This window comes from Photorhabdus aballayi, from assembly GCF_026153155.1.
In the GTDB taxonomy this organism is placed as follows: domain Bacteria; phylum Pseudomonadota; class Gammaproteobacteria; order Enterobacterales; family Enterobacteriaceae; genus Photorhabdus; species Photorhabdus luminescens.
Map to the genome: position 1 here is coordinate 1 of NZ_JAPFCD010000033.1, position 22,076 is coordinate 22,076.

The window sequence follows — 22,076 nt, forward strand, 5'->3', positions numbered from 1 at the left end:
CAAACGATATTAGGACAGAGTATTTATCAAGCTCAGAGTAAACTGGGTGATATAATCAAGAAAGGCGATCAAATGTATCTGGACGGTGCTCATAAAAATCATCTTGAACTTTTTGATAGTAAAAATAATTTTAAAGCAGCCCTTAATTTAGATAGTCCAGTAAATGTGGATAAGACCAAAGCTGGTCAAGGGAGGAAACTTAAAATTGACTGAAATAAACAAGTTAAATGACATAAAAACGATTTTAGTCGAGCTAGCAGCAGCTTGCAATATCTCAAAAAATAAGCTTGATAATAATGGTAACCTTGATTATTCGTTAAATCTGGATGATGAACTGCAAGATGAGCTCAAAAAATTGATATCCATGTTTGCAGTATCAAAAAAAGCCCTTGACCAAAATGATATGGTTGCAGTTCAGACAGCATTAGTAATGGCTAGGATATATGCAATGAATTTACGTAATTTTTTTGATGGAATCTTTGAAGATATCGAAATGATAGGTTGGACAGATCGATATAATTGGCCGAAAATTCCTGAAAATTATAAGATCCCAGACCACTATAATTACTCTGAAAATAAGAAATAATAACCATCTCAGTTAAAAGGCTGGGGTTCAATTTATTAACAAAGCGCTGATTTTTTTATCCGGCATTTTGTCAGTAATAAATAATAAGTGCGCTTTCTCAAGCGCACCTTATTTATTACTTCAATTAATCATAATACGGACTGGCTATTAATCGCCGCATGCATTTCTTGTACAGAAATCACCTGTTCGGTTGGATCAGCACTCAGTGCCATTGTTGTAGCAAACCCACCATTTAATGTAGTGTCATAATGCACTTTATATTGCAGAGCACTACGGCGAATAAGTTTGGAATCCTCAATTGCCTGACGACCCGCAGTCGTGTTTACAATATAGCTATATTCACCATTTTTGATTCTGTCCTGAATATGCGGACGCCCTTCGTGAACCTTATTCACCAGACGAGGGTTAATCCCCGCTTCGCCTAGCACAACCGCAGTACCATGAGTCGCATCCAGTTCAAAACCCTGTTTCAGCAACTTAGCTGCCAAATCCACAACTCGGCCTTTATCACCTTCACGCACTGACAGAAGCGCTCTACCACTTTGCGGAATTTTGGCGCTACATCCCAATAGTGCTTTTGAGAAAGCTTCGGCAAATGTACGCCCAACTCCCATCACTTCTCCGGTTGACCGCATTTCAGGCCCAAGAATCGGATCCACACCGGGGAATTTGTTGAAAGGCAATACAACCTCTTTCACCGAATAGTATGGCGGGATGATCTCCTTAGTTGCACCTTGCTCAGCCAGAGATTGCCCAACCATCACTCGAGCCGCAACTTTCGCCAGTGGTAAACCGGTCGCTTTAGAAACAAATGGCACAGTACGAGCTGCACGCGGGTTGACTTCAATCAGATAAACCTCATCATTCTTGACAGCAAACTGGACATTCATCAAGCCACGTACACCCAATTCAAATGCCAGTTTTTCTACCTGCTGACGCATGACATCCTGAATTTCCTGATTTAGGGTGTAAGCAGGCAGTGAACAAGCTGAGTCGCCGGAATGCACTCCAGCCTGCTCAATATGTTCCATAATGCCGCCGATCAATACACGCTCACCGTCACAGATAGCATCAACGTCCACTTCCACAGCATCATCAAGGAAGCAATCAAGCAATACCGGGGCATCATTAGAGACACTGACCGCAGTCTGGAAGTAACGGCGTAAATCAACTTCGTCATAGACGATTTCCATCGCACGGCCGCCCAAAACATAAGATGGACGAACCACCAGCGGATAACCCAAAATGTTTGCTTTCTCAATGGCTCGTTCTATCGTGGTCACTGTGGCATTTTCAGGTTGTTTCAGGCCAAGACGATTGACTGCCTGTTTGAAACGTTCACGATCTTCCGCACGATCAATCGCATCCGGGCTGGTGCCAATAATTGGAACACCGGCGATTTCCAGTTCACGCGCCAATTTCAGCGGAGTCTGCCCACCATACTGAACAATCACCCCTTTTGGCTGTTCAACACGCACAATCTCAAGAACATCTTCCAAAGTCACCGGTTCGAAATAGAGACGGTCCGACGTATCGTAATCTGTTGAAACGGTTTCCGGGTTACAGTTCACCATAATGGTTTCATAACCATCTTCACGCAGTGCCAGCGCTGCATGAACACAGCAATAGTCGAATTCAATCCCTTGTCCAATACGGTTAGGGCCGCCACCCAATACCATGATTTTTGGCTTGTCGCTATTCGGATTAGCTTCACACTCATCTTCATAAGTGGAATACATGTATGCAGTATCAGTCGCAAATTCTGCCGCACAGGTATCAACGCGCTTATAAACCGGATACAGATTATATTTGTGGCGCAGTTTACGGATCTCTTTTTCAGCCACGCCAACCAGTTTCGCCAGACGTGCATCAGCAAAACCTTTACGTTTCAGATGACGCAGGAAGTCGGCCGTCAAGCTGTTAATGCCCTGATCTGCCACCTGTTCTTCCAATCGCACCAGTTCTTCAATTTGCACTAAGAACCAGCGATCAATATCAGTCAGGTTAAAAACACCATCAACAGACATACCCGCACGGAAAGCATCAGCGATATACCAGATACGCTCAGCGCCCGCATCTTTTAATTCGCGACGAATTTTAGTCAATGCTTCTGGATCATCTAAATTGACTTTCGGATCAAAACCGGTTGCCCCGATTTCCAAACCACGCAATGCTTTTTGCAGAGATTCTTGCTGAGTGCGGCCAATCGCCATCACCTCACCAACAGATTTCATCTGGGTTGTCAGACGATCATTGGCCCCTGCAAATTTTTCGAAATTAAAACGAGGAACTTTAGTAACTACGTAGTCAATAGAAGGTTCAAAGGAAGCTGGCGTGCGACCACCAGTGATATCATTCATCAATTCGTCAAGGGTGTAACCGACAGCCAGTTTAGCGGCAATTTTAGCGATCGGGAAACCTGTCGCTTTCGAAGCCAGCGCAGAAGAGCGGGAAACGCGTGGATTCATTTCGATGATAACTAAACGGCCGTTTTTTGGGTTCACCGCAAACTGTACGTTAGATCCCCCAGTTTCTACACCGATTTCACGCAATACCGCCATCGAAGCGTTACGCATGATTTGATACTCTTTATCCGTCATCGTTTGCGCCGGGGCAACCGTGATGGAATCACCAGTATGAATCCCCATCGCATCAAAGTTTTCAATAGAGCAGACGATAATGCAGTTATCATTTTTATCCCGCACGACCTCCATTTCATACTCTTTCCAACCAATCAGAGATTCATCAATCAAGAGTTCGTTGGTTGGTGAAAGATCCAAGCCACGCTCACAAATTTCCTCGAATTCTTCACGGTTATAAGCAATACCGCCACCGCTTCCTCCCATAGTAAAGGAAGGACGGATAATACAAGGAAAACCGACTTTATCAGCAACTGCCAGCGCTTCTTCCATTGAATGGGCGATACCAGAACGCGGAGTTTCCAAGCCGATCTTTTTCATTGCTATATCGAAACGGCGGCGATCTTCCGCTTTATCAATCGCATCTGCGGTAGCGCCAATCATGGTAACGCCAAACTCTTCCAGTACTCCCTGACGCTCCAGTTCTAGCGCGCAGTTGAGTGCGGTTTGTCCGCCCATTGTTGGCAGAATCGCATCAGGGCGCTCTTTTTCAATGATTTTACGCACCACTTCCCAGTGGATCGGTTCAATATAAGTGGCATCGGCCATTTCTGGATCAGTCATAATGGTAGCAGGGTTAGAATTCACCAGAACGACACGATAACCTTCTTCCCGTAATGCTTTACAAGCTTGTGCTCCTGAGTAGTCGAATTCACAAGCCTGACCAATAACAATCGGGCCAGCTCCCAGAATCAGGATACTTTTAATATCAGTACGTTTTGCCATTTTATTTTCTCCTGATTACTTGGTGTTATGACGATTATTTTTCTGACAATACTGTTCAATTAGGTCAATAAAGTGATCAAATAACGACGCTGTTTCATGGGGACCTGGGCTGGCTTCTGGGTGACCCTGGAAGCTAAATGCGGGTTTATCCGTGCGATGAATGCCTTGCAACGTACCGTCAAATAGAGATTTATGAGTCACGTTCAGATTTGACGGCAATGATTTTTCATCTACAGCAAAACCGTGGTTTTGGGCAGTAATCATGACAACATTACATTCAAGATCTTTTACCGGATGGTTTCCACCATGATGACCAAATTTCATTTTCATGGTTTCAGCGCCACTAGCTAATGCCAACAATTGGTGTCCAAGACAGATACCAAAGATTGGAATCTCTGTCTCAAGCAGGGTTTTGATTGCTTCGATTGCATAGCCACAAGGTGCCGGATCCCCCGGTCCATTAGATAAGAAAATACCATCTGGATTCAGTTTCAGTACATCTTCAGCCGGTGTCTGGGCAGGAACAACTGTCAGGCGGCAGCCACGATCCACCAGCATTCGCAAAATATTACGTTTTGCACCAAAGTCATAAGCAACAACATGATAAGGCAGATCCTGTTCTTGCTTATCTTCCGGTAATCCCCCCGCCAACGTCCAGCTTCCCTGTAACCACGGATAAATCTGTTTAGTTGTTACCTCTTTTGCTAAATCCATCCCTTCCAATCCCGGAAATGCTTGCGCTTTTTCCAGAGCAACCTGAGCATCAATCTGCTTACCTGCTATAATACAACCATTCTGTGAACCCTTTTCTCTTAACAAACGCGTAAGTTTACGGGTATCAATATCTGATATCGCAACAATATTATGGCGTTTAAGGTAATCGGAAAGCGTTTCTTCGCAGCGGAAGTTACTGGTCAACAGTGGTAGATCACGAATCACTAGCCCTTGGGCCTGTACTTTTAGTGATTCTTTATCGACTGAGTTAACACCGACATTACCAATATGGGGATAAGTAAGAGTGACAATTTGGCGGGAATAGGAAGGGTCTGTGAGAATTTCTTGATATCCGGTCATCGAGGTATTGAAAACCACTTCCCCAACTGCCGCCCCTTCCGCACCGATGGCACGACCGTGGAATTGGGTTCCGTCTTCCAGAACCAATATAGCTGACTTAATCAAAACACCCTCCAAAGAATAATTACTCGCAACTAGTGCATATTAATTCAGATTTATTCCTCAAAATCAATGCCAAAGCTGCTTTTTAGGCAAAATTTTGGCAAATTGCGCGCATTCTAATGATGAGAGGGGGAGTTGTCTACAAAAAATGTTACTTTTCTTATTTTTTTACACATTACACCGGGTGAATTAATAAAGTAAGACTAAAAACAGCAACAAAACTAATTTAGAAAACGGTAATCAGCATAGAAAACTTGATTATCAGATGAAAAGCTAAAAATAATCATAGAAAGGAGAAAAAAGCAGAAAATTAAGGCTAAGAATAAGACAAAAATAGAAAAAATAAACCAAAAAATAATAAAATCAAATAAAGAAAATAAAAATCGCACAATAAAATATTTAATTATGCGATATCAATAAGTTAAAAAAATTTTCTTTCAAAGCAAGTCGAGATCCAGCACGTCTTTCATATCAAAAAGACCTCTGTTTTTACCACTTAGCCATAAAGCAGCCTTTACAGCGCCATTTGCAAACGTCATCCGACTGGAAGCCTTATGAGTTATCTCTACTCTCTCCCCAATATCTGCAAACATAGCGGTATGCTCGCCCACGATATCCCCGGCACGGATAGTCGCAAAACCAATACTTTTCGGATCACGTTCACCGGTATAACTTTCACGGGCATAGACAGCACACGCTTTTAGATCCCGCCCCAAAGCATGAGCAATAGATTCACCCATTGCTAAAGCCGTTCCTGATGGTGCATCCACTTTATGGCGGTGATGCGCTTCGATAATTTCGATATCGCTATACTCACCCATCACTTTCGCCGCTTTTTCTAATAGCTTAAGTACCAGATTCACACCTACGCTGAAATTCGCGGCAAAAACAATCGGGATATCAGCAGAAGCCTCTTTAATTACCTGTTTACCAGCCTCATCAAAGCCCGTTGTACCGATCACCATCGCCTTGCCGCCCTGGCGACAAATTTCAAGATGAGTCAACGTTCCTTCCGGCCGGGTAAAATCGATCAGGATATCAAAATTATCAACGATACTTTTCAGGTCATCACAAACAGTCACACCTGTATGACCAATACCCGCCAACTCTCCAGCATCGGCACCGATCAGAGAAGAACCAGAGCGCTCCAAAGCTGCGCCAAGAACTACACCCTCTAATTGATAAATAGCCTGAATCAACTGACGTCCCATACGCCCACCAGCGCCAACAATAGCAACACGAATATCTGTATCAGCCATAAGCCCTCACTATGAAGTTAGTCCTTTTCCTGATTTAACACGATGATCAGTCAGATGAATACTTTAAATAAAGATAAAACATACTACTTTATTCTTGTTTATCATGGATATTTAGATTATTTATCTAATTTCTTTGACTTCAACACGTAACTCTTTCGGCACTTCAAACACAATATTTTCTTCCCTACCGTGTAATTCCTTGACGGAGCCAGCTCCAAGATTTCTCAGGCGTTCAATAACTTGCTGAACTAAAATATCCGGCGCCGAAGCGCCAGCGGTTACACCAACCAGAGAGGTGCCGGTAATCCACTCTTCTTTAATATCCTCCGCAGAATCTATCAAATAAGCAGGCTTACCAACTCGTTGAGCTAACTCAGCCAGACGATTTGAGTTAGATGAATTCTTTGAACCCACAACCAAGACAACATCAGCATCAGACGCCAGATCCCGCACCGCTTCCTGGCGGTTAGTCGTCGCATAGCAGATATCATCCTTACGAGGACCAACAATGTTCGGGAATCGCGCATTAAGTGCATCAATCACTTCTGAAGTATCATCAACGGATAACGTGGTTTGAGTCATAAAACACAAATTGTCTTCATCTTTGACTTTCAAGTTCCATACATCTTCTGGAGATTCAACCAGATACATTCCGCCTTCCGCATTGTTGTACTGACCCATTGTACCTTCAACTTCGGGATGCCCAGCATGACCAATCAGAATAGCTTCTTTGCCCTTGCGGCTGGCTCTTGCGACCTCCATGTGGACTTTCGTCACTAACGGACAAGTCGCATCGAACAACATGGTCAAATTGCGGGAACGCGCTTCTGCACGAATAGCCTGTGAAACACCATGTGCCGAAAAAATCAGAATCGCATCATCCGGTACTTCTGAAATTTCTTCAATAAAGATAGCCCCTCGCTTGCGCAGGTTATCTACAACATAACGGTTATGCACAACTTCATGACGAACATAGATCGGCGCACCATATAATTCCAGTGCGCGTTCTACGATACTGATAGCTCGGTCAACACCGGCACAAAAACCGCGAGGGTTAGCCAGCAATATCTGCATGGTTTTCCTCCAATTGTTGATCAATTTCCAATACTTCAATTTCAAACGTGACGTTCTGATCAGCTAACGGGTGATTGAAATCAACAGTCACAGACTCTTCTGTTACGGCTTTGACTATGCCCGGCATTTCACTGCCATTCATCGCCGTAAATAACATTATAGTGCCAATTTCAGGCATACCCGTTTCAGCAAAATCACGCGGAGTAAAATATTGGATCAGATCAGGATTTGGTTTACCAAATACAGCCTCACCAGCCAGAGTAAAGCTATGTTTATCTCCCTCTTTTAGCCCAGTAAGCTGCTGTTCCAAAGGTGAGGAAAGGGTTCCATCACCTAAACGAAATAATGCAGGTTTGCCCTGAGTGTAAGTGGAGTCGGCAATGGAGCCATCTTGCAGTTTTAAAGTGAAATGCAGTAAAACTGCACTATCCGCCTGCACCTGGTTTGACATATTACTTATCCCACTTTGATTGTCTTTTCATCCGGGCTTAAAAAGCTATCAATGATAACCAATCCAGCCCCGAGACATATCGCCATATCGGCGATATTAAAAGTTGGAAAGTGCCAATCACCGACATAAAAATCAATAAAATCGATGACAAAACCATGAACCAACCGGTCAAACAGATTACCCAATGCTCCACCAATAATCAGGGCATAAGCGATATTACTCAGTTTCTTCTTTGCACTGGCACGATACATCATCACCGTCAACACAACTGAAATAGCAACGGCAATGAATGCAAAGAACCAACGCTGCCAGCCGTCTTTCTCAGCAAGGAAACTGAAAGCCGCCCCAAAATTCTGGGCATAAGTCAGATTAAAATAAGGTATCAATGGAACGGATTCATACAGATGAAAGTGTTGTAACACTAGCTGTTTACTACCCAGATCCAGAATCAATACCACAACAACTAACCAAAGCCAGCGAAGGCCGGTGGAGCAAATGGGTTTATTCATCAGGCAAACTTACGCTCTTCGCCGTTACCGGCAACATTAGTTACACAGCGGCCACAAAGTTCTGCATGTTCCGCCACCAATCCCACATCTTTAGCGTAATGCCAGCAACGAGGGCATTTTTCGCCATCCGCTTTACGGAAAGCAATTTTCAGGCTACCGATTTCGCTTTGCTGCGCATCTTCATCAGCCTGATCATAATCTGCAACAACCACCTGAGATGTTAGCAGAACAAAACGCAATTCATCTCTGAGGCTATTCAGTTTGTCCGCCAATTCAGAATCGGCGTACAGCGTCACTGCGGCTTCCAGTGAACTACGGATATGTTTGTCTGCACGTGCCTGCTCCAACACTTTGTTAACTTCACCACGCACTGCCAGCAAATCAGCCCAGAAAGCATCATTCATCTGCTCGCCCGCAGCCGGACCAAACAAGCCGTCATACCACTCTTCGGTAAATACATATTGAGCACGTTTGCCAGGCAACTCATTCCAAACTTCATCGGCAGTAAAAGAGAGGATAGGCGCCATCCAGCGAACCAACGCTTCCGCAATATGATACAGCGCAGTCTGACAACTCCGACGAGCCAGACTATCGCTCTTAGCGGTGTACTGACGGTCTTTAATGATATCGAGATAGAACGATCCCATCTCCACGGAACAGAATTGCATCATACGTTGAACAACAGTATGGAAATCATACTCATCGTAGCATTTTGCAATGTCTGCCTGCGCTGCCTGAGCACGCCCTACCGCCCAACGATCCAACACCGCCATCTCTTCTGGTTTAACCCTATGTTGTTCAGGATCAAAGCCATTCAGGTTCGCTAGCAGGAAACGCGCCGTGTTACGGATACGACGATAGGCATCAGCAGAACGTTTCAGGATCTCATCGGATACCGCAATTTCACCGGTGTAATCGGTAGAAGCAACCCATAGACGCAGAATATCTGCCCCTAATTTATTTATAACATCCTGCGGACTGACGGTATTACCGATAGATTTAGACATCTTACGGCCCTGACCATCCACAGTGAAACCGTGAGTTAACACCTGACGGTAAGGCGCTTTACCTTTTATTGCCGTTGAGATCATCAGGGAAGACATAAACCAGCCACGGTGCTGATCTGAACCTTCAAGATAGATATCCGCAGCGTTACCCTGGAATTCAGGGCGGGCATCAACCACCGATGCGTGAGTTGATCCCGAATCGAACCAGACATCTAACGTATCAAAAATTTTGACATAGTTAGCTGCGTCATCACCTAGCAGTTCGGCTGGCTCCAGATCCCACCACGCCTGAATGCCATCAACTTCAACACGTTTTGCAACTTCTTCCATCAATTCGATGGTACGTGGATGAAGTTCTTCTGTCTCTTTATGGACGAAAAGAGACATCGGCGTACCCCAAGTACGTTGACGTGAAATACACCAGTCAGGACGGTTTTCAACCATTGCCTCAATACGGGCCTGGCCCCAACCCGGAATCCACTGAACCCCTTTGATCTCTTGCAACGATTGTTTACGCAGACCATTTTGATCCATGCTGACAAACCACTGCGGCGTGGCACGGAAAATGATAGGCGTCTTATGGCGCCAGCAACAGGGATAACTGTGCTGTAATTTTTCCAAATGCAACAATGCATTGTTTTCACTCAGGATATTCAGCACAACATCATTCGCCTTAAAGACAAATACGCCATCCAAAGTAGGATAAGTACCGGGCAGATAGCAACCATTCGGGCCAACCGGATTTGCAACTTCCAAACCATATTTCTGACCGAGAACAAAGTCGTCCGGGCCGTGACCTGGCGCCGTGTGCACAGCACCGGTACCTGCATCTAGAGTCACATGATCACCCAGTACAACCGGTGAATCAAAGCCCATAAATGGATGTTTAAAGCGCAACAGCTCCAACGCCGCCCCTGCACAACTCCCTAATACCACCCACGAAGTTATACCCGCACGCTGCATTACACTTTCTACCAAATCAGCCGCCAGGATCAGACATTCGCCCTCAATCTGTACTAATTGATAGCTAAATTCAGCATGCAAAGCGATGGCCCGGTTAGCCGGCAATGTCCACGGCGTGGTTGTCCAGATCACCAGAGAGACTGGCTGATCTGGCGCCTGCACACCAAATTTCGCACAAACCGCTGCTGCATCAACCGCCTTAAAACGCACATCAATCGATGGAGAAGTTTTGTCGTAATACTCAACTTCCGCTTCGGCCAATGATGAGCGGCAATCAGTACACCAGTGAACAGGCTTGGCGCCTTTCAGCAAATGACCATTAGCGATAATACGGCTCAATGCGCGAATAATATTGGCTTCAGTCTTAAAATCCATCGTCAGATATGGACGTTCCCAGTCACCTAATATGCCCAGACGAATAAAATCTTTCTTCTGACCTTCAATCTGCTCTTTAGCATATTTGCGGCACTCGGCACGAAATTCAGCGGCGGAAAATTTCTCCCCGGGTTTACCAATAATCTGCTCAACCTTAAGCTCAATAGGTAAACCGTGGCAATCCCAACCAGGAATATATGGCGAGTCATATCCCGCCATCCCTTTGGATTTAATAATAATATCTTTGAGAATTTTATTGACTGAGTGACCAATATGAATACTGCCATTCGCGTAAGGAGGGCCGTCATGCAGAATAAATGTTTTTTTACCGGCTTTTGCTTTACGAATTACCTGATACAACTCATCTTTGTACCAACGTTTTAACATATCTGGTTCGCGCTTTGCTAAATCTCCACGCATTGGAAACCCTGTTTCTGGCAGATTCAGGGTGTTTTTATAGTCACTCATTCGATTCTCAATTCCAATTTTCCGCTAGATACATGACACAGGCCGCTGTTTAAGAAATTCCCTTGCAGCGACCAAATCATTAGCAATTTGCTGCTTGAGTGCATCAAGGGAAGCAAACCGCTGCTCATTACGCAATTTTTTGCGTAACACCACATCAATATAACGCCCATAGAGATCCATTTGGGTATCAATTAGATGTACTTCAAGTTGTTGACCCTGACCAGAAACTGTTGGGCGTGTGCCAATATTGGCAACACCCGGTAAGGGCTTGTCTCCTAAACCATAAACTTCAACAACATAAACGCCTTGTACAGGAGCCACTAATCGTTTTAACGGCAAATTAGCTGTTGGAAAACCAATGGTGCTCCCCAGTCGTTTACCATGAACGACCCGGCCGCAAATACTATATGGATGCCCTAATAATGTTTCGGCTAATACCAAATCATCATTTTGCAATGCTTGACGGATAGCTGTGCTGCTGATCCGCAAACCATTATCACAAAAACTTTCACTATTGGTCACGTCAAAGCCGTATGTTTCACCGGCTCGCTGTAAAAAGGCAAAATCACCACTGCGAGCTTGACCAAAACGAAAGTCGTCTCCCACCGCGAGAAACTTAACACCCAATTTTTCCACCAGCAACCGTGAAACAAAAGCTTCTGGCGTATTTGCCGCAAAATTTCTGTCAAATTTCACGCATAATAAATAATCCACACCACATTGGGCGAGATATTTGGCTTTATCCCTCAATCTCGTCAAACGCGCGGGAGCATTACCCTTAGCAAAAAACTCCAAGGGTTGTGGCTCAAAAGTCATGACCATTACTGGTAATTCCTGACGCTGCCCTTCGTGTTTTAAGTGTTTCAGTAGTGCCTGATGACCTCGGTGAACGCCATCAAAATTACCAATCGTCAACACGCAACCGCGGTGACATGCCCGGATATTACGTATACCGCGAATTAGCTCCATAGCTGGCCCAATACCCTGGAAATTGCCAAATTATACCTTGTACAAAGCTCAAGGTTAACCCACCATCATAAGATGATTTAAATCAATAACCCTGATTCATACAACAAAAACGCGCAGGAATCCCGAAAAATATTCATTTTATTTCTATCTGGACTATTCAATGAGATTTTTATTGTGAAAGACTGTATTCCCGCTAAGTAAGCTGATAAAATCCTGCGCCATCACAACGAAACAAGTTGCCGCGGTACAACGGCGCTTATTTGCACAAATCCATTGACAAAAGAAGGTTGAACAGGCATATTCCTCGGCCTTTGAATTGTCCTCGATAGAATATATTTGGGAGTTGGACCTTGGCTAATATCAAATCAGCTAAGAAACGCGCCATACAGTCTGAAAAACGTCGTCAGCACAACGCTAGCCGTCGTTCTATGGTGCGTACCTTCATCAAGAAGGTATATGCTGCTATCGCTACTGGCGATAAAGAAACTGCACAGAAAGCATTTAATGACATGCAACCTATTGTCGATCGTCACGCCTGTAAAGGTCTGATCCACAAAAATAAAGCAGCACGTCATAAATCTAATCTGGCGGCTCAAATCAACGCAATGCAATAATTTGCGTTTAGATTACTGAAAAACCGGCCTGCGCCGGTTTTTTTGTGTTTGCAGTTATTATCAATTATTTTTTAAGCACGCTTCTTAGGCGGCACATTAAACAACGCAGAAAAATCTTTATTACATACCCTTTGAACAGCCGGGTGTTGAATCATTCGTTCAGCAAAAATCACATAATACTCTTCCTGCACGGCATCCAATCGACCAATTTCAGCAATATCGTTATCCGCAAAAATATCATTGGTATACAAAGATGGCGCTACAAAAATCGCATTATGATACATACCAAACGCTTTCATTAACGCGGCATCATCAAACTCACCCAATACTTCAACTTGAAGATTTTTATTACGTATCCAAGTCAACAATTTACGCCCCAACATAGAGCGACGCCCTGGAACCAATAAACGACGTTCCTCCAAACATTCCGGGAAAGGTTTTTCCGGGATAGGCTGTCGGCAGAAAAAACTTACATTACATTCACCCAGTTTTACCGAGAACAACCCTTCCTGTTGGGAAGAATCCACCGGGCAATCAGACAATATCATATCAAGTTTGTGCTGGCTGAGTTGCTCCAATAGCAATTCATGGGTTGATTCAAAACAACGTAGATGGATCTGTTCATGTTCCACAACCGCCGTTTTCAATACCTGGCTAACCAAACGTTTGGACAAAGCATCAGCAACACCAACATCAAATAAAAGGTTAGATTCACGGCTATAGTTAACGATATCTAACATCTCCTGGCTTAGCATAAACATCTTATCCGCATAGCGGAAAATAAGTTGCCCTAGCTCGGACGGTACTAAACCCCGGCCTTGACGTTTGAACAGCTTTCCTCCCAGACGCTCTTCCAGCGCCTTTATCTGTCCGGTGATCGTCTGAGGTGTTAGATAAAGTGCCTCTGCCGCTCCAACCACAGATCCTTCCTTGCAAACATGCCAGAAATAATAGAGATGATTAAAATTCAGATGTGACACCCGCATATATTTTTCCTTATGTATCGCTTTCGTCTAACAGACTACCTAGCCATACATCTCTAATTTACCGCTTTACGGCGATTTCCTGTTTTTCACTACATAAAATATCCGCGATACCATTTTAATATTGTACCGCGAGTACAAAAATGAGAGTCAGTTCGGAAATTCTTTCTGAAACTACCGGCTAAATTAATGAATTTACCACAGCTCTGCCATCACTTTTTCTTTGGTAAGACCATTCGTAACAAGCCATAACCCACAAATGCAGCAATGGTTGAACCCATCAGAATGCCAAGACGGGAATAGATACTAAAAGATTCATCTCCCCCTTCAAAAGCCAATCCTGAAATAAAGATAGACATAGTAAAACCGATTCCACAAAGAACGGAAACCGCAAATATCTGTTTAAGATTAATCTGCTGTGGCAATTTAGCAAATCCGATCTTAATAGAAATATAGCTAAACAGAAAAATTCCCAATGGCTTACCAAGAAATAGAGCCGCAGCAATACCTAGAGGTAACATATCGGTCAGACTATTTAATGTAACGCCATTCAGGACTACGCCTGCATTGGCAAAGGCAAATAACGGCAAAATAAGATACGCCACCCAAGGATGCAAACCATGCTCAAGTGATTCAGATGGTGAATGATTATTCTGGCCATGTAGAGGAATCAGAAAACCAATGATAACGCCAGCCAGTGTCGCATGAACACCCGATTTCAGGATACAAACCCAAAGGATAGCGCCGACAACCAGATAAGCTGATATTTTTTCAACACCACGCCAATTCATCCAAACCAGCAAAGCAATCATCGCGGCTGACAATCCAAGCGCCACAAGGGAGACAGTTTTGGTATAAAACAGAGCGATAATCAGGATAACGCCCAGATCATCAATAATTGCTAGCGCCAACAAGAAAACCTTGAGTTCTGTTGGTACTCGCTTAGACAATAACGCCATCACACCCAGGGCAAAAGCAATATCGGTTGCCGCAGGAATAGCCCATCCCTGACGGGTAAACTCATCATTGCCATTAAATAGCAGATATATCAGTGCCGGAGCGACCATACCACCTATCGCCGCAATCACCGGAAATACCGCCTTATCACGCCCTGCCAAAGAGCCTTCCAGCAGTTCCCGTTTAACTTCCAAACCAACAATTAAAAAGAAGACCGCCATTAAGCCGTCATTAATCCACAACAATAAGGGCTTATTGATCTCCAGTGCTGCGAATTGTACTACCACCGAAATATTAAGAAATTGCTGATAAATACCCTGTAGTGGTGAGTTTGCCATTATTAGCGCAATAATGGCAGCAATGATAAGAAGGAGCCCTCCAGCCGCTTCTAATTTCAGGAATTGACGGATAATTGCGGTCACGATGATTAACCTCTGAAACTGATCGGACTTAAATGGTACTCTAGCTATGGTTTCGAAAAAAATCGATTTTATAACCAGAATAATTCGTCATAACCGATCTATTGATGATCTACATCTCAATAAAATAGATTATCAATCAGAGGAAATCGTTAAATGAGAGAAGCCCTATTTATCTTACATTAGCACCAATTTCCCGCATCTTAGCCAAAATGCGGTTTAAATCATCTTCTGATAGTGTTAACTGTGCTGTTATATAGAATATACCCGTTATCTTTCAAGTTGCCTCTTTATTGGCTGCATTCGCTCACCCCCGGGCACATAGTTCGCTATGCTCCCGGAGATTCGTTCCCTTGCCGTCGCGATGCATCTTGAAATTCATTGGGTATATAATTCTCAACTCAAACAAAAAGTCCTCATTTAATAACGAGGACTTTTTCATCCATAATTTGAGCTTTATTTAACAATCGATCTCGCTATCTGTGGAGATATCGACCGTTACTTGGTCAAATCATCAAAGAATTTCTTTACGCCATCGAAGAAACTTTTAGACCGTGGACTATTCGTTTCTTCGCCAGCACCACCAAAAGATTCACCCAATTCACGCAGTAATTCTTTCTGTCTTTCATTCAATTTAACTGGCGTTTCTACCACTACCCGGCACAGTAAATCACCCTGAACACCACCACGGACAGATTTAACACCTTTGCCTTTCATGCGGAACATTTTACCGGTCTGAGTTTCAGCAGGTATTTTCAGTTTCACACGGCCATCGAGGGTTGGTACTTCGATTTCTCCGCCCAGTGCCGCCATTGCAAAGTTAACTGGCACCTCACAATAGAGATTACTTTCTTGACGTTCAAAAATATGATGCGATTTCACCTGTACCTGAACATACAGATCACCTGCGGGGGCGCCTTTAGCTCCTGCTTCTCCCTCACCGCTCAAACGAATGCGGTCGCCGGTATCCACACCTGCCGGAATTTTAACAGACAGGGTTTTGTATCTTTCAACTCGCCCATGACCATGACATTTATGGCAAGAATCTTTAATAATCTGACCACGGCCATGACAGTGTGGACAAGGTTGCTGAACGGTGAAGAACCCCTGACGCATATGAACCTGACCAGCACCTTGACAGGTTGAGCAGGTTACAGGGCTAGTGCCTGCTTTAGCGCCGCTGCCATGACAGGTATCACAGGTTTCCAGTGTCGGGATACGGATCTCTTTGGTCACACCACGAACCGCTTCTTCCAACGTCAATTCCATGCTGTAACGCAAATCAGCGCCACGGCTTGGACGCTGCTGACGACGACCACCGAAGATATCACCGAAAACGTCACCAAAGATATCGCTAAAATCAGCACCGCCGCCGCCCATGCCGCCTTGTTCAAAAGCAGCATGACCATATTGGTCATAAGCAGCCCGTTTCTGGTCATCCGTCAGAATTTCATAAGCTTCTTTAACTTCTTTAAATTGACTTTCTGCCTCTTTATCGCCCTGATTACGATCAGGATGATATTTCATCGCCAGCCGCTTATAGGCTTTTTTAATCTCTTTTTCGTTCGCTGTTTTGGAAACCCCCAAAACCTCGTAATAATCTCTTTTCGCCATCTCTTATTTTACCCTTAACATGCGCGCACGGGCGCAGAGTTCCCTCAACGCCCGTGCCGGTTAATCAGCAACAGTTGTCATAATTTAACTGTCACCGCGCCCGCTAAGGGCTATTATTTTTTATCTTTAACTTCTTCGAATTCAGCGTCTACAACGTCGTCATCTTTCTTCGCACTGTCGCCAGCGTCTGCGGTTGCGCCAGCCTGAGCTTGCTGCTGAGCGATTTCCAACAGTTTAGCGGAAGCCTGAACCAGAGCTTGAATTTTCGCTTCAATATCCGCTTTATCTTCGCCTTTTGCCGCAGTTTCTAGCTGAGTGACAGCACTTTCAATCGCAGTTTTATCTTCTGCCGGCAGCTTGTCGCCCGCTTCTTCTACTTGCTTACGAGTACCGTGAACCAGTTGATCTGCCTGGTTACGGGTCTGTACCAACTCTTCAAACTTACGATCAGATTCGGCATTAGCTTCTGCATCACGAACCATCCGTTGAATTTCTTCCTCATTCAGACCAGAAGAAGCCTTGATGGTGATCTGCTGTTCACGACCGGTGTTTTTGTCTTTAGCAGATACATGCAAAATACCGTCGGCATCAATATCAAAAGTCACTTCAATCTGAGGCATGCCACGAGGCGATGGCTGAATACCATCCAAATTGAACTGGCCCAGAGATTTGTTATCGCCGGCACGTTTACGCTCACCCTGCAACACATGGATAGTTACCGCAGACTGATTGTCTTCTGCCGTAGAGAACACCTGGCTGTGTTTGGTTGGGATCGTGGTGTTTTTCGTAATGAGGGAAGTCATTACGCCACCCATTGTTTCGATGCCCAGAGACAACGGCGTCACATCCAGCAACAAGACATCTTTCACATCGCCGGCCAACACGCCGCCCTGTACCGCCGCGCCCATTGCTACCGCTTCGTCAGGGTTCACGTCTTTACGCGGCTCTTTACCGAAGAAATCAGCAACGACTTTCTGTACCATTGGCATACGGGTCTGACCGCCCACCAGAATGACATCGTTCACATCAGAAACTGACAGTCCAGCATCTTGCAATGCAACTCGGACAGGCTCCATAGAACGTTTAACCAGATCTTCTACCAGTGATTCCAGTTTCGCACGGGTCACTTTGATGTTCATGTGCTTAGGACCGGTCGCATCTGCGGTGATATATGGCAGGTTAACATCGGTCTGTTGCGCAGAAGAAAGCTCAATTTTCGCTTTTTCCGCCGCTTCTTTCAGACGTTGCATTGCCAGTGGATCGTTACGCAGATCAATGCCCTGATCTTTCTTAAATTCATCAACCAGATAGTTGATCATACGGCTGTCGAAGTCTTCGCCGCCCAAGTGAGTATCACCGTTGGTTGCCAACACTTCATACGTTTTTTCGCCGTCAACTTCATCAATTTCGATGATAGAGATATCGAAAGTACCACCACCGAGGTCATAAACCGCGATAGTACGGTTACCGACTTCTCTGTCCAAACCATAAGCCAGTGCAGCAGCCGTTGGTTCGTTGATAATACGTTTTACTTCCAGACCTGCGATACGGCCCGCATCTTTGGTTGCCTGACGCTGAGCATCGTTAAAATAGGCAGGAACGGTAATTACCGCTTCAGTCACTGGCTCGCCCAGATAATCTTCCGCTGTTTTCTTCATTTTCTTCAAAACTTCAGCAGAAACCTGAGGAGGAGCCATCTTCTGGTCTTTCACTTCCAGCCATGCGTCGCCATTATCTGCCGCAATAATTTTGTATGGCATGATAGCTACGTCGCGTTGCGCTTCTTCGTCTTGGAAACGACGGCCAATCAGACGCTTAATAGCAAACAACGTATTTTGCGGGTTAGTAACAGCCTGACGTTTAGCCGGTTGACCAACCAGAGTTTCACCATCCTGGGTATAAGCAATGATGGAAGGGGTTGTGCGATCACCTTCGCTGTTCTCCAGCACACGAGCTGTCGTGCCATCCATAATAGCTACACAAGAGTTGGTAGTTCCCAGGTCGATACCAATAATTTTACCCATCTAAACGCCTCCAAAGAAATTCGTAATCAGTCAAGTTGCTAATCAATATGAGGATGACTTTCTGCTTTTCAATGGCACCATTTTTATGCCTCTACGCGATTTCCTCACCTTTGCTTTATACACCGGCTGTATAGGACAGCGATTAGCAACTGCGGTTGATTATAAGATGGGGTCGTTAAAACCATCATCAAGGGGGATGAGAAAAAAAAACCTTTTTATTATTTCAAAGGTCATTGTTTCCTTGCTGACAGATCATTATGATTCGCCACCTTTGCTATTTATGACTTTTGCGATTTTCTTTCAGAGGACTTATGAGCGCTAATCAATTAGCTAATCCCGGCCCCTTAGGTTTGATGGGCTTCGGTATGACAACCATTCTGCTTAATCTGCATAACGCAGGTTTCTTCCCACTGGCATCCGTTGTCCTGAGTATGGGCATTTTCTACGGCGGACTGGCCCAAATACTGGCCGGACTTTTTGAATATAAGAAAGGCAATACCTTTGCCGCAACAGCTTTCACCTCTTATGGATTCTTTTGGCTCAGTCTAATCGGGTTATTATTTCTGCCTAAGATGGGACTGGCAGAAGCCACCAGCAGCCAATATTTAGCGGTATATCTTGGCCTGTGGGGTGTGTTTACTCTGTTTATGTTCTTTGGCACCTTCAAGGCTAACCGCGTGCTACAGTTTATCTTTGGCGGCCTGACGCTGTTGTTCGCTCTGTTAGCAATTGGCAACTTTACCGGCAATACCGCTCTTCTGACGATTGCCGGTTATGAAGGGATCATTTGCGGCGCCAGCGCATTCTATTTGGCAATGGCGGAAGTGCTAAATGAACAATATGGACGCACCATTCTGCCTATTGGCGAGATAAAACCGTAATCAACCGTGGATTGGGAGAAGGCAAATTATTTCCCCCTCTTCCAGTCCATTATCAACGTATTGCTATCCTATTTTTTCAATGTTCAATGCTCGTCGAAATCACTTGAGGTTTAATCAGCATTATGGATTTCGAATTGATAACAAGTACGATGCCTATAGCGTTGATTAGGACGAAGTATGCAGCTTTCTTGCTCCCATTCAGGATGGTTGGGAGAATTCGGTAAAAATTGTGGCTCAAATGCCATTCCCGCATAGTTCTCATATCGCCCACCATCACGATTAGGCGTTCCGCCTAACCAATTGCCTGTGTAAAACTGCACAGCCGGTTTTGTGGTGAATATTTTCATTGCGATTGCTTCATCGGGGGAGGTGACTGAAATTGCATGATTCGTGTCCAAACAGGCTGCTTGCAACCAGAATGAATGATCGTATCCATTTACAATCTGTTGTTGTTTATCCAGCATAAAGTGACTGTTAATTGCTTTAGGTTGTCGAAAATCAAAACCCGTATTATCAACCGAAGCCAATTGGCCCAATGGAATACCATTTTCATCGATCGGTAAATAATCGTCACTTTTCAATTCCAAACAATGCGATAAACATGTTTTTCCAGAGTCCGCCCCCAACAAATTAAAATAAGCGTGATTAGTCAAATTAATGGGCGTCGCAGCATCTGTATGGGCTGAATAATCCACGATTACGTGATTATCGTTGGTTAATACATAACGAACGGTCACAACGACATTACCCGGAAAACCTTGATCACCATCTGGTGACCGTAATGTAAAACTCACTGAATAGGCATCTCTTGCGGTGATTGTCCAACGCCGCTTATCAAAACCCTCAATCCCACCATGCAAACAATTTCCCGCCTGATTGACCTGTAATTGATAAGTTTTACCATCAAGATTAAAACAGCCATTTGCAATACGGTTAGCGTATCGCCCCACGGTAGCACCTAAATAGCTGGTCTGTGTATAAAAGTCTTTTAAGGTAGCAATCCCCAGTAAAACTTCTCTTTTCTCTCCACTTAAAGGTACACGGCAACTCAACCACGAAGCGCCAATATCCATCAGCACAATGGAAAAACCCGAAGCATTGGCAAGGCAGACAAGATTTGCTTTTTTTCCATCCCAGGCAACATCTTGTGTCATTGAAGCGTTCAATAATTCAAAATAAGCATCTGCCATTTTATTGCCTACTGTGTTTCAACTAAACTTGCACCATCCGAAGCCTGACACACATAAATAGTCTCTTTCAAACCCGTCAACGCAAAATAATGTTGTTCCACCGCTGCCTTAACCACATCAACCAAAGTTTGTGGAACTAAAGCCACCACACAACCGCCAAACCCACCACCGGTCATTCTCACTCCCCCCTGTTTACCAATGGCTTGCTGCACAATATCAACCAAAGTATCGATTTCAGGTACGGTAATTTCAAAATCATCACGCATTGACTGATGTGATTGCGCCATAAGTTCCGCGATTAATGGCATATCTCCCTCTGCCAACGCTTTTGCGGCCAGAAGTGTACGTTCATTTTCTGTGATGACATGACGCGCACGTTTAGCCACGATGCTATCAAGTTCAGCACTACTCTTTTCAAATTCATCTAATGTCACATCCCGCAAAGCGTTAACCTCAAATAATGCCGCAGCTTGTTCGCATTGAGCCCGACGAATATTATATTCACTGCCAACCAATTCCCGTTTTTTATTTGAATTAATAATCATAACTGCAATATCTTTCGGCATATATACGGCTTGCGTGGTTAAATGACGACAATCAATTAATAATGCATGATTTTTCTTACCTTGCGCGGAAATTAATTGATCCATAATTCCACAATGACAACCGACAAATTCATTTTCAGCTTGTTGCCCATTTAACGCAATTTCCGTTTGGCTAATAGCTAAGTGGTAAAGATTCTTAATTGTTTGACCAATAACTGTTTCCAATGCAGCCGATGAACTCAACCCCGCCCCTTGCGGCACATTACCCGCTACCACAATATCTGCCCCGTTAAATATATACCCACGACTGAGCAGACACTTTACAACACCGCGAATATAATTAGCCCACATATTACTTTCATGAAATGTAATAGATTGGCTAATATCAAACTCGTCTAACTGATTATCATAATCAACCGAAACAACACGGATAATATTATCCTCACGCTTCGCGGCAGCAACCATAATTTGGTAATTAATAGCACAGGGCAATACAAAGCCGTCATTATAATCCGTGTGCTCTCCAATTAAATTCACCCGACCTGGCGCTTGAATAATATGTGTCGGCATATAATGAAATACTAAATCAAAAACATCTTTAACACGCTTAATTAAATTTTTCATCACCTTATTCTCAAATATGGTAT

17 protein-coding genes and 1 pseudogene are annotated in these 22,076 nt (G+C 44.2%); 4 read left to right on the plus strand and 14 right to left on the minus strand.

Features of this window, described 5'->3' with window-relative positions:
- Window positions 1–213: pseudogene (locus OO184_RS15815) on the plus strand (hemolysin BL-binding protein); the annotation flags it as partial.
- Window positions 206–586 (plus strand): DUF6853 family protein, encoded by a 381-nt coding sequence (locus tag OO184_RS15820; RefSeq protein ID WP_265380004.1) that lies wholly within the window; start codon window positions 206–208, stop codon window positions 584–586. The pseudogene OO184_RS15815 and the gene OO184_RS15820, both read left to right, overlap by 8 nt.
- 128 nt (window positions 587–714) lie before the next feature.
- Here OO184_RS15820 and carB read toward each other — a convergent pair whose 3' ends face one another.
- From carB to ribF, 8 genes are all read right to left on the minus strand, one after another.
- Window positions 715–3,951, minus strand: coding sequence for a carbamoyl-phosphate synthase large subunit (gene carB / locus OO184_RS15825; RefSeq protein ID WP_265380005.1), 3,237 nt, complete (start codon window positions 3,949–3,951; stop codon window positions 715–717).
- A 15-nt stretch (window positions 3,952–3,966) separates the two neighbouring features.
- The gene (carA, locus tag OO184_RS15830) at window positions 3,967–5,130 is read right to left on the minus strand and encodes a glutamine-hydrolyzing carbamoyl-phosphate synthase small subunit (protein ID WP_265380006.1); all 1,164 of its coding nucleotides are present in this window, start codon (window positions 5,128–5,130) and stop codon (window positions 3,967–3,969) included.
- Window positions 5,131–5,564: 434 nt separating this feature from the next.
- Window positions 5,565–6,386 carry a 4-hydroxy-tetrahydrodipicolinate reductase gene (gene dapB, locus OO184_RS15835; RefSeq protein ID WP_265380007.1) on the minus strand — a complete coding sequence of 274 codons (822 nt, stop codon included), beginning with the start codon at window positions 6,384–6,386 and terminating at the stop codon, window positions 5,565–5,567.
- A gap of 120 nt (window positions 6,387–6,506) precedes the next feature.
- Window positions 6,507–7,460, minus strand: a complete 954-nt coding sequence (gene ispH, locus OO184_RS15840) for a 4-hydroxy-3-methylbut-2-enyl diphosphate reductase (protein ID WP_265380008.1) — start codon at window positions 7,458–7,460, stop codon at window positions 6,507–6,509.
- Window positions 7,441–7,911, minus strand: a complete 471-nt coding sequence (gene fkpB / locus OO184_RS15845) for an FKBP-type peptidyl-prolyl cis-trans isomerase (RefSeq protein WP_265380009.1) — start codon at window positions 7,909–7,911, stop codon at window positions 7,441–7,443. Before fkpB ends, ispH begins: the two co-directional genes overlap by 20 nt.
- Before the next feature lie 5 nt (window positions 7,912–7,916).
- Window positions 7,917–8,420, minus strand: a complete 504-nt coding sequence (lspA, locus tag OO184_RS15850) for a signal peptidase II (protein WP_265380010.1) — start codon at window positions 8,418–8,420, stop codon at window positions 7,917–7,919.
- Window positions 8,420–11,233 (minus strand): isoleucine--tRNA ligase, encoded by a 2,814-nt coding sequence (ileS, locus tag OO184_RS15855; protein ID WP_265380011.1) that lies wholly within the window; start codon window positions 11,231–11,233, stop codon window positions 8,420–8,422. Before ileS ends, lspA begins: the two co-directional genes overlap by 1 nt.
- Before the next feature lie 24 nt (window positions 11,234–11,257).
- Window positions 11,258–12,202 carry a bifunctional riboflavin kinase/FAD synthetase gene (gene ribF, locus OO184_RS15860; protein WP_265380012.1) on the minus strand — a complete coding sequence of 315 codons (945 nt, stop codon included), beginning with the start codon at window positions 12,200–12,202 and terminating at the stop codon, window positions 11,258–11,260.
- A gap of 350 nt (window positions 12,203–12,552) precedes the next feature.
- Here ribF and rpsT point away from each other — a divergent pair, with 350 nt between their 5' ends.
- On the plus strand, window positions 12,553–12,816 hold the full coding sequence (rpsT, locus tag OO184_RS15865; RefSeq protein ID WP_049583754.1) for a 30S ribosomal protein S20: 264 nt from the start codon (window positions 12,553–12,555) through the stop codon (window positions 12,814–12,816).
- Between the two features lie 71 nt (window positions 12,817–12,887).
- On the opposite strand, the gene nhaR is transcribed toward rpsT, so the two are convergent.
- The 4 genes from nhaR to dnaK form a co-directional block, all read right to left on the minus strand.
- Window positions 12,888–13,802 carry a transcriptional activator NhaR gene (nhaR, locus tag OO184_RS15870; protein WP_049583755.1) on the minus strand — a complete coding sequence of 305 codons (915 nt, stop codon included), beginning with the start codon at window positions 13,800–13,802 and terminating at the stop codon, window positions 12,888–12,890.
- A 209-nt stretch (window positions 13,803–14,011) separates the two neighbouring features.
- Window positions 14,012–15,178, minus strand: a complete 1,167-nt coding sequence (gene nhaA, locus OO184_RS15875) for a Na+/H+ antiporter NhaA (protein WP_265380013.1) — start codon at window positions 15,176–15,178, stop codon at window positions 14,012–14,014.
- Window positions 15,179–15,673: 495 nt separating this feature from the next.
- Window positions 15,674–16,789 carry a molecular chaperone DnaJ gene (gene dnaJ / locus OO184_RS15880; RefSeq protein ID WP_265380014.1) on the minus strand — a complete coding sequence of 372 codons (1,116 nt, stop codon included), beginning with the start codon at window positions 16,787–16,789 and terminating at the stop codon, window positions 15,674–15,676.
- Between the two features lie 113 nt (window positions 16,790–16,902).
- Entirely contained in the window at window positions 16,903–18,813 is a 1,911-nt protein-coding gene (gene dnaK / locus OO184_RS15885) for a molecular chaperone DnaK (RefSeq protein WP_139655991.1), read from the minus strand.
- Window positions 18,814–19,124: 311 nt separating this feature from the next.
- Here dnaK and satP point away from each other — a divergent pair, with 311 nt between their 5' ends.
- Window positions 19,125–19,694, plus strand: a complete 570-nt coding sequence (gene satP / locus OO184_RS15890) for an acetate uptake transporter (RefSeq protein ID WP_265380015.1) — start codon at window positions 19,125–19,127, stop codon at window positions 19,692–19,694.
- A 110-nt stretch (window positions 19,695–19,804) separates the two neighbouring features.
- On the opposite strand, the gene galM is transcribed toward satP, so the two are convergent.
- A complete protein-coding gene (gene galM / locus OO184_RS15895; protein WP_376712567.1) occupies window positions 19,805–20,884 on the minus strand; it encodes a galactose-1-epimerase in 1,080 nt (359 codons plus the stop codon).
- 8 nt (window positions 20,885–20,892) lie between these two features.
- The gene (gene galK, locus OO184_RS15900) at window positions 20,893–22,053 is read right to left on the minus strand and encodes a galactokinase (protein ID WP_265380016.1); all 1,161 of its coding nucleotides are present in this window, start codon (window positions 22,051–22,053) and stop codon (window positions 20,893–20,895) included.
- Between the last annotated feature and the right edge of the window lie 23 nt (window positions 22,054–22,076).

What these genes read in the sequence shown, in the direction of transcription:
- carB (WP_265380005.1), bottom strand. Translation starts at nt 3,951, where the DNA reads ATGGCAAAACGTACTGATATTAAAAGTATCCTGATTCTGGGAGCTGGC.
- dapB (WP_265380007.1), bottom strand. Translation starts at nt 6,386, where the DNA reads ATGGCTGATACAGATATTCGTGTTGCTATTGTTGGCGCTGGTGGGCGT.
- ispH (WP_265380008.1), bottom strand. Translation starts at nt 7,460, where the DNA reads ATGCAGATATTGCTGGCTAACCCTCGCGGTTTTTGTGCCGGTGTTGAC.
- fkpB (WP_265380009.1), bottom strand. Translation starts at nt 7,911, where the DNA reads ATGTCAAACCAGGTGCAGGCGGATAGTGCAGTTTTACTGCATTTCACT.
- lspA (WP_265380010.1), bottom strand. Translation starts at nt 8,420, where the DNA reads ATGAATAAACCCATTTGCTCCACCGGCCTTCGCTGGCTTTGGTTAGTT.
- ileS (WP_265380011.1), bottom strand. Translation starts at nt 11,233, where the DNA reads ATGAGTGACTATAAAAACACCCTGAATCTGCCAGAAACAGGGTTTCCA.
- ribF (WP_265380012.1), bottom strand. Translation starts at nt 12,202, where the DNA reads ATGGAGCTAATTCGCGGTATACGTAATATCCGGGCATGTCACCGCGGT.
- nhaR (WP_049583755.1), bottom strand. Translation starts at nt 13,802, where the DNA reads ATGCGGGTGTCACATCTGAATTTTAATCATCTCTATTATTTCTGGCAT.
- dnaJ (WP_265380014.1), bottom strand. Translation starts at nt 16,789, where the DNA reads ATGGCGAAAAGAGATTATTACGAGGTTTTGGGGGTTTCCAAAACAGCG.
- dnaK (WP_139655991.1), bottom strand. Translation starts at nt 18,813, where the DNA reads ATGGGTAAAATTATTGGTATCGACCTGGGAACTACCAACTCTTGTGTA.
- satP (WP_265380015.1), top strand. Translation starts at nt 19,125, where the DNA reads ATGAGCGCTAATCAATTAGCTAATCCCGGCCCCTTAGGTTTGATGGGC.
- galM (WP_376712567.1), bottom strand. Translation starts at nt 20,884, where the DNA reads ATGGCAGATGCTTATTTTGAATTATTGAACGCTTCAATGACACAAGAT.
- galK (WP_265380016.1), bottom strand. Translation starts at nt 22,053, where the DNA reads ATGAAAAATTTAATTAAGCGTGTTAAAGATGTTTTTGATTTAGTATTT.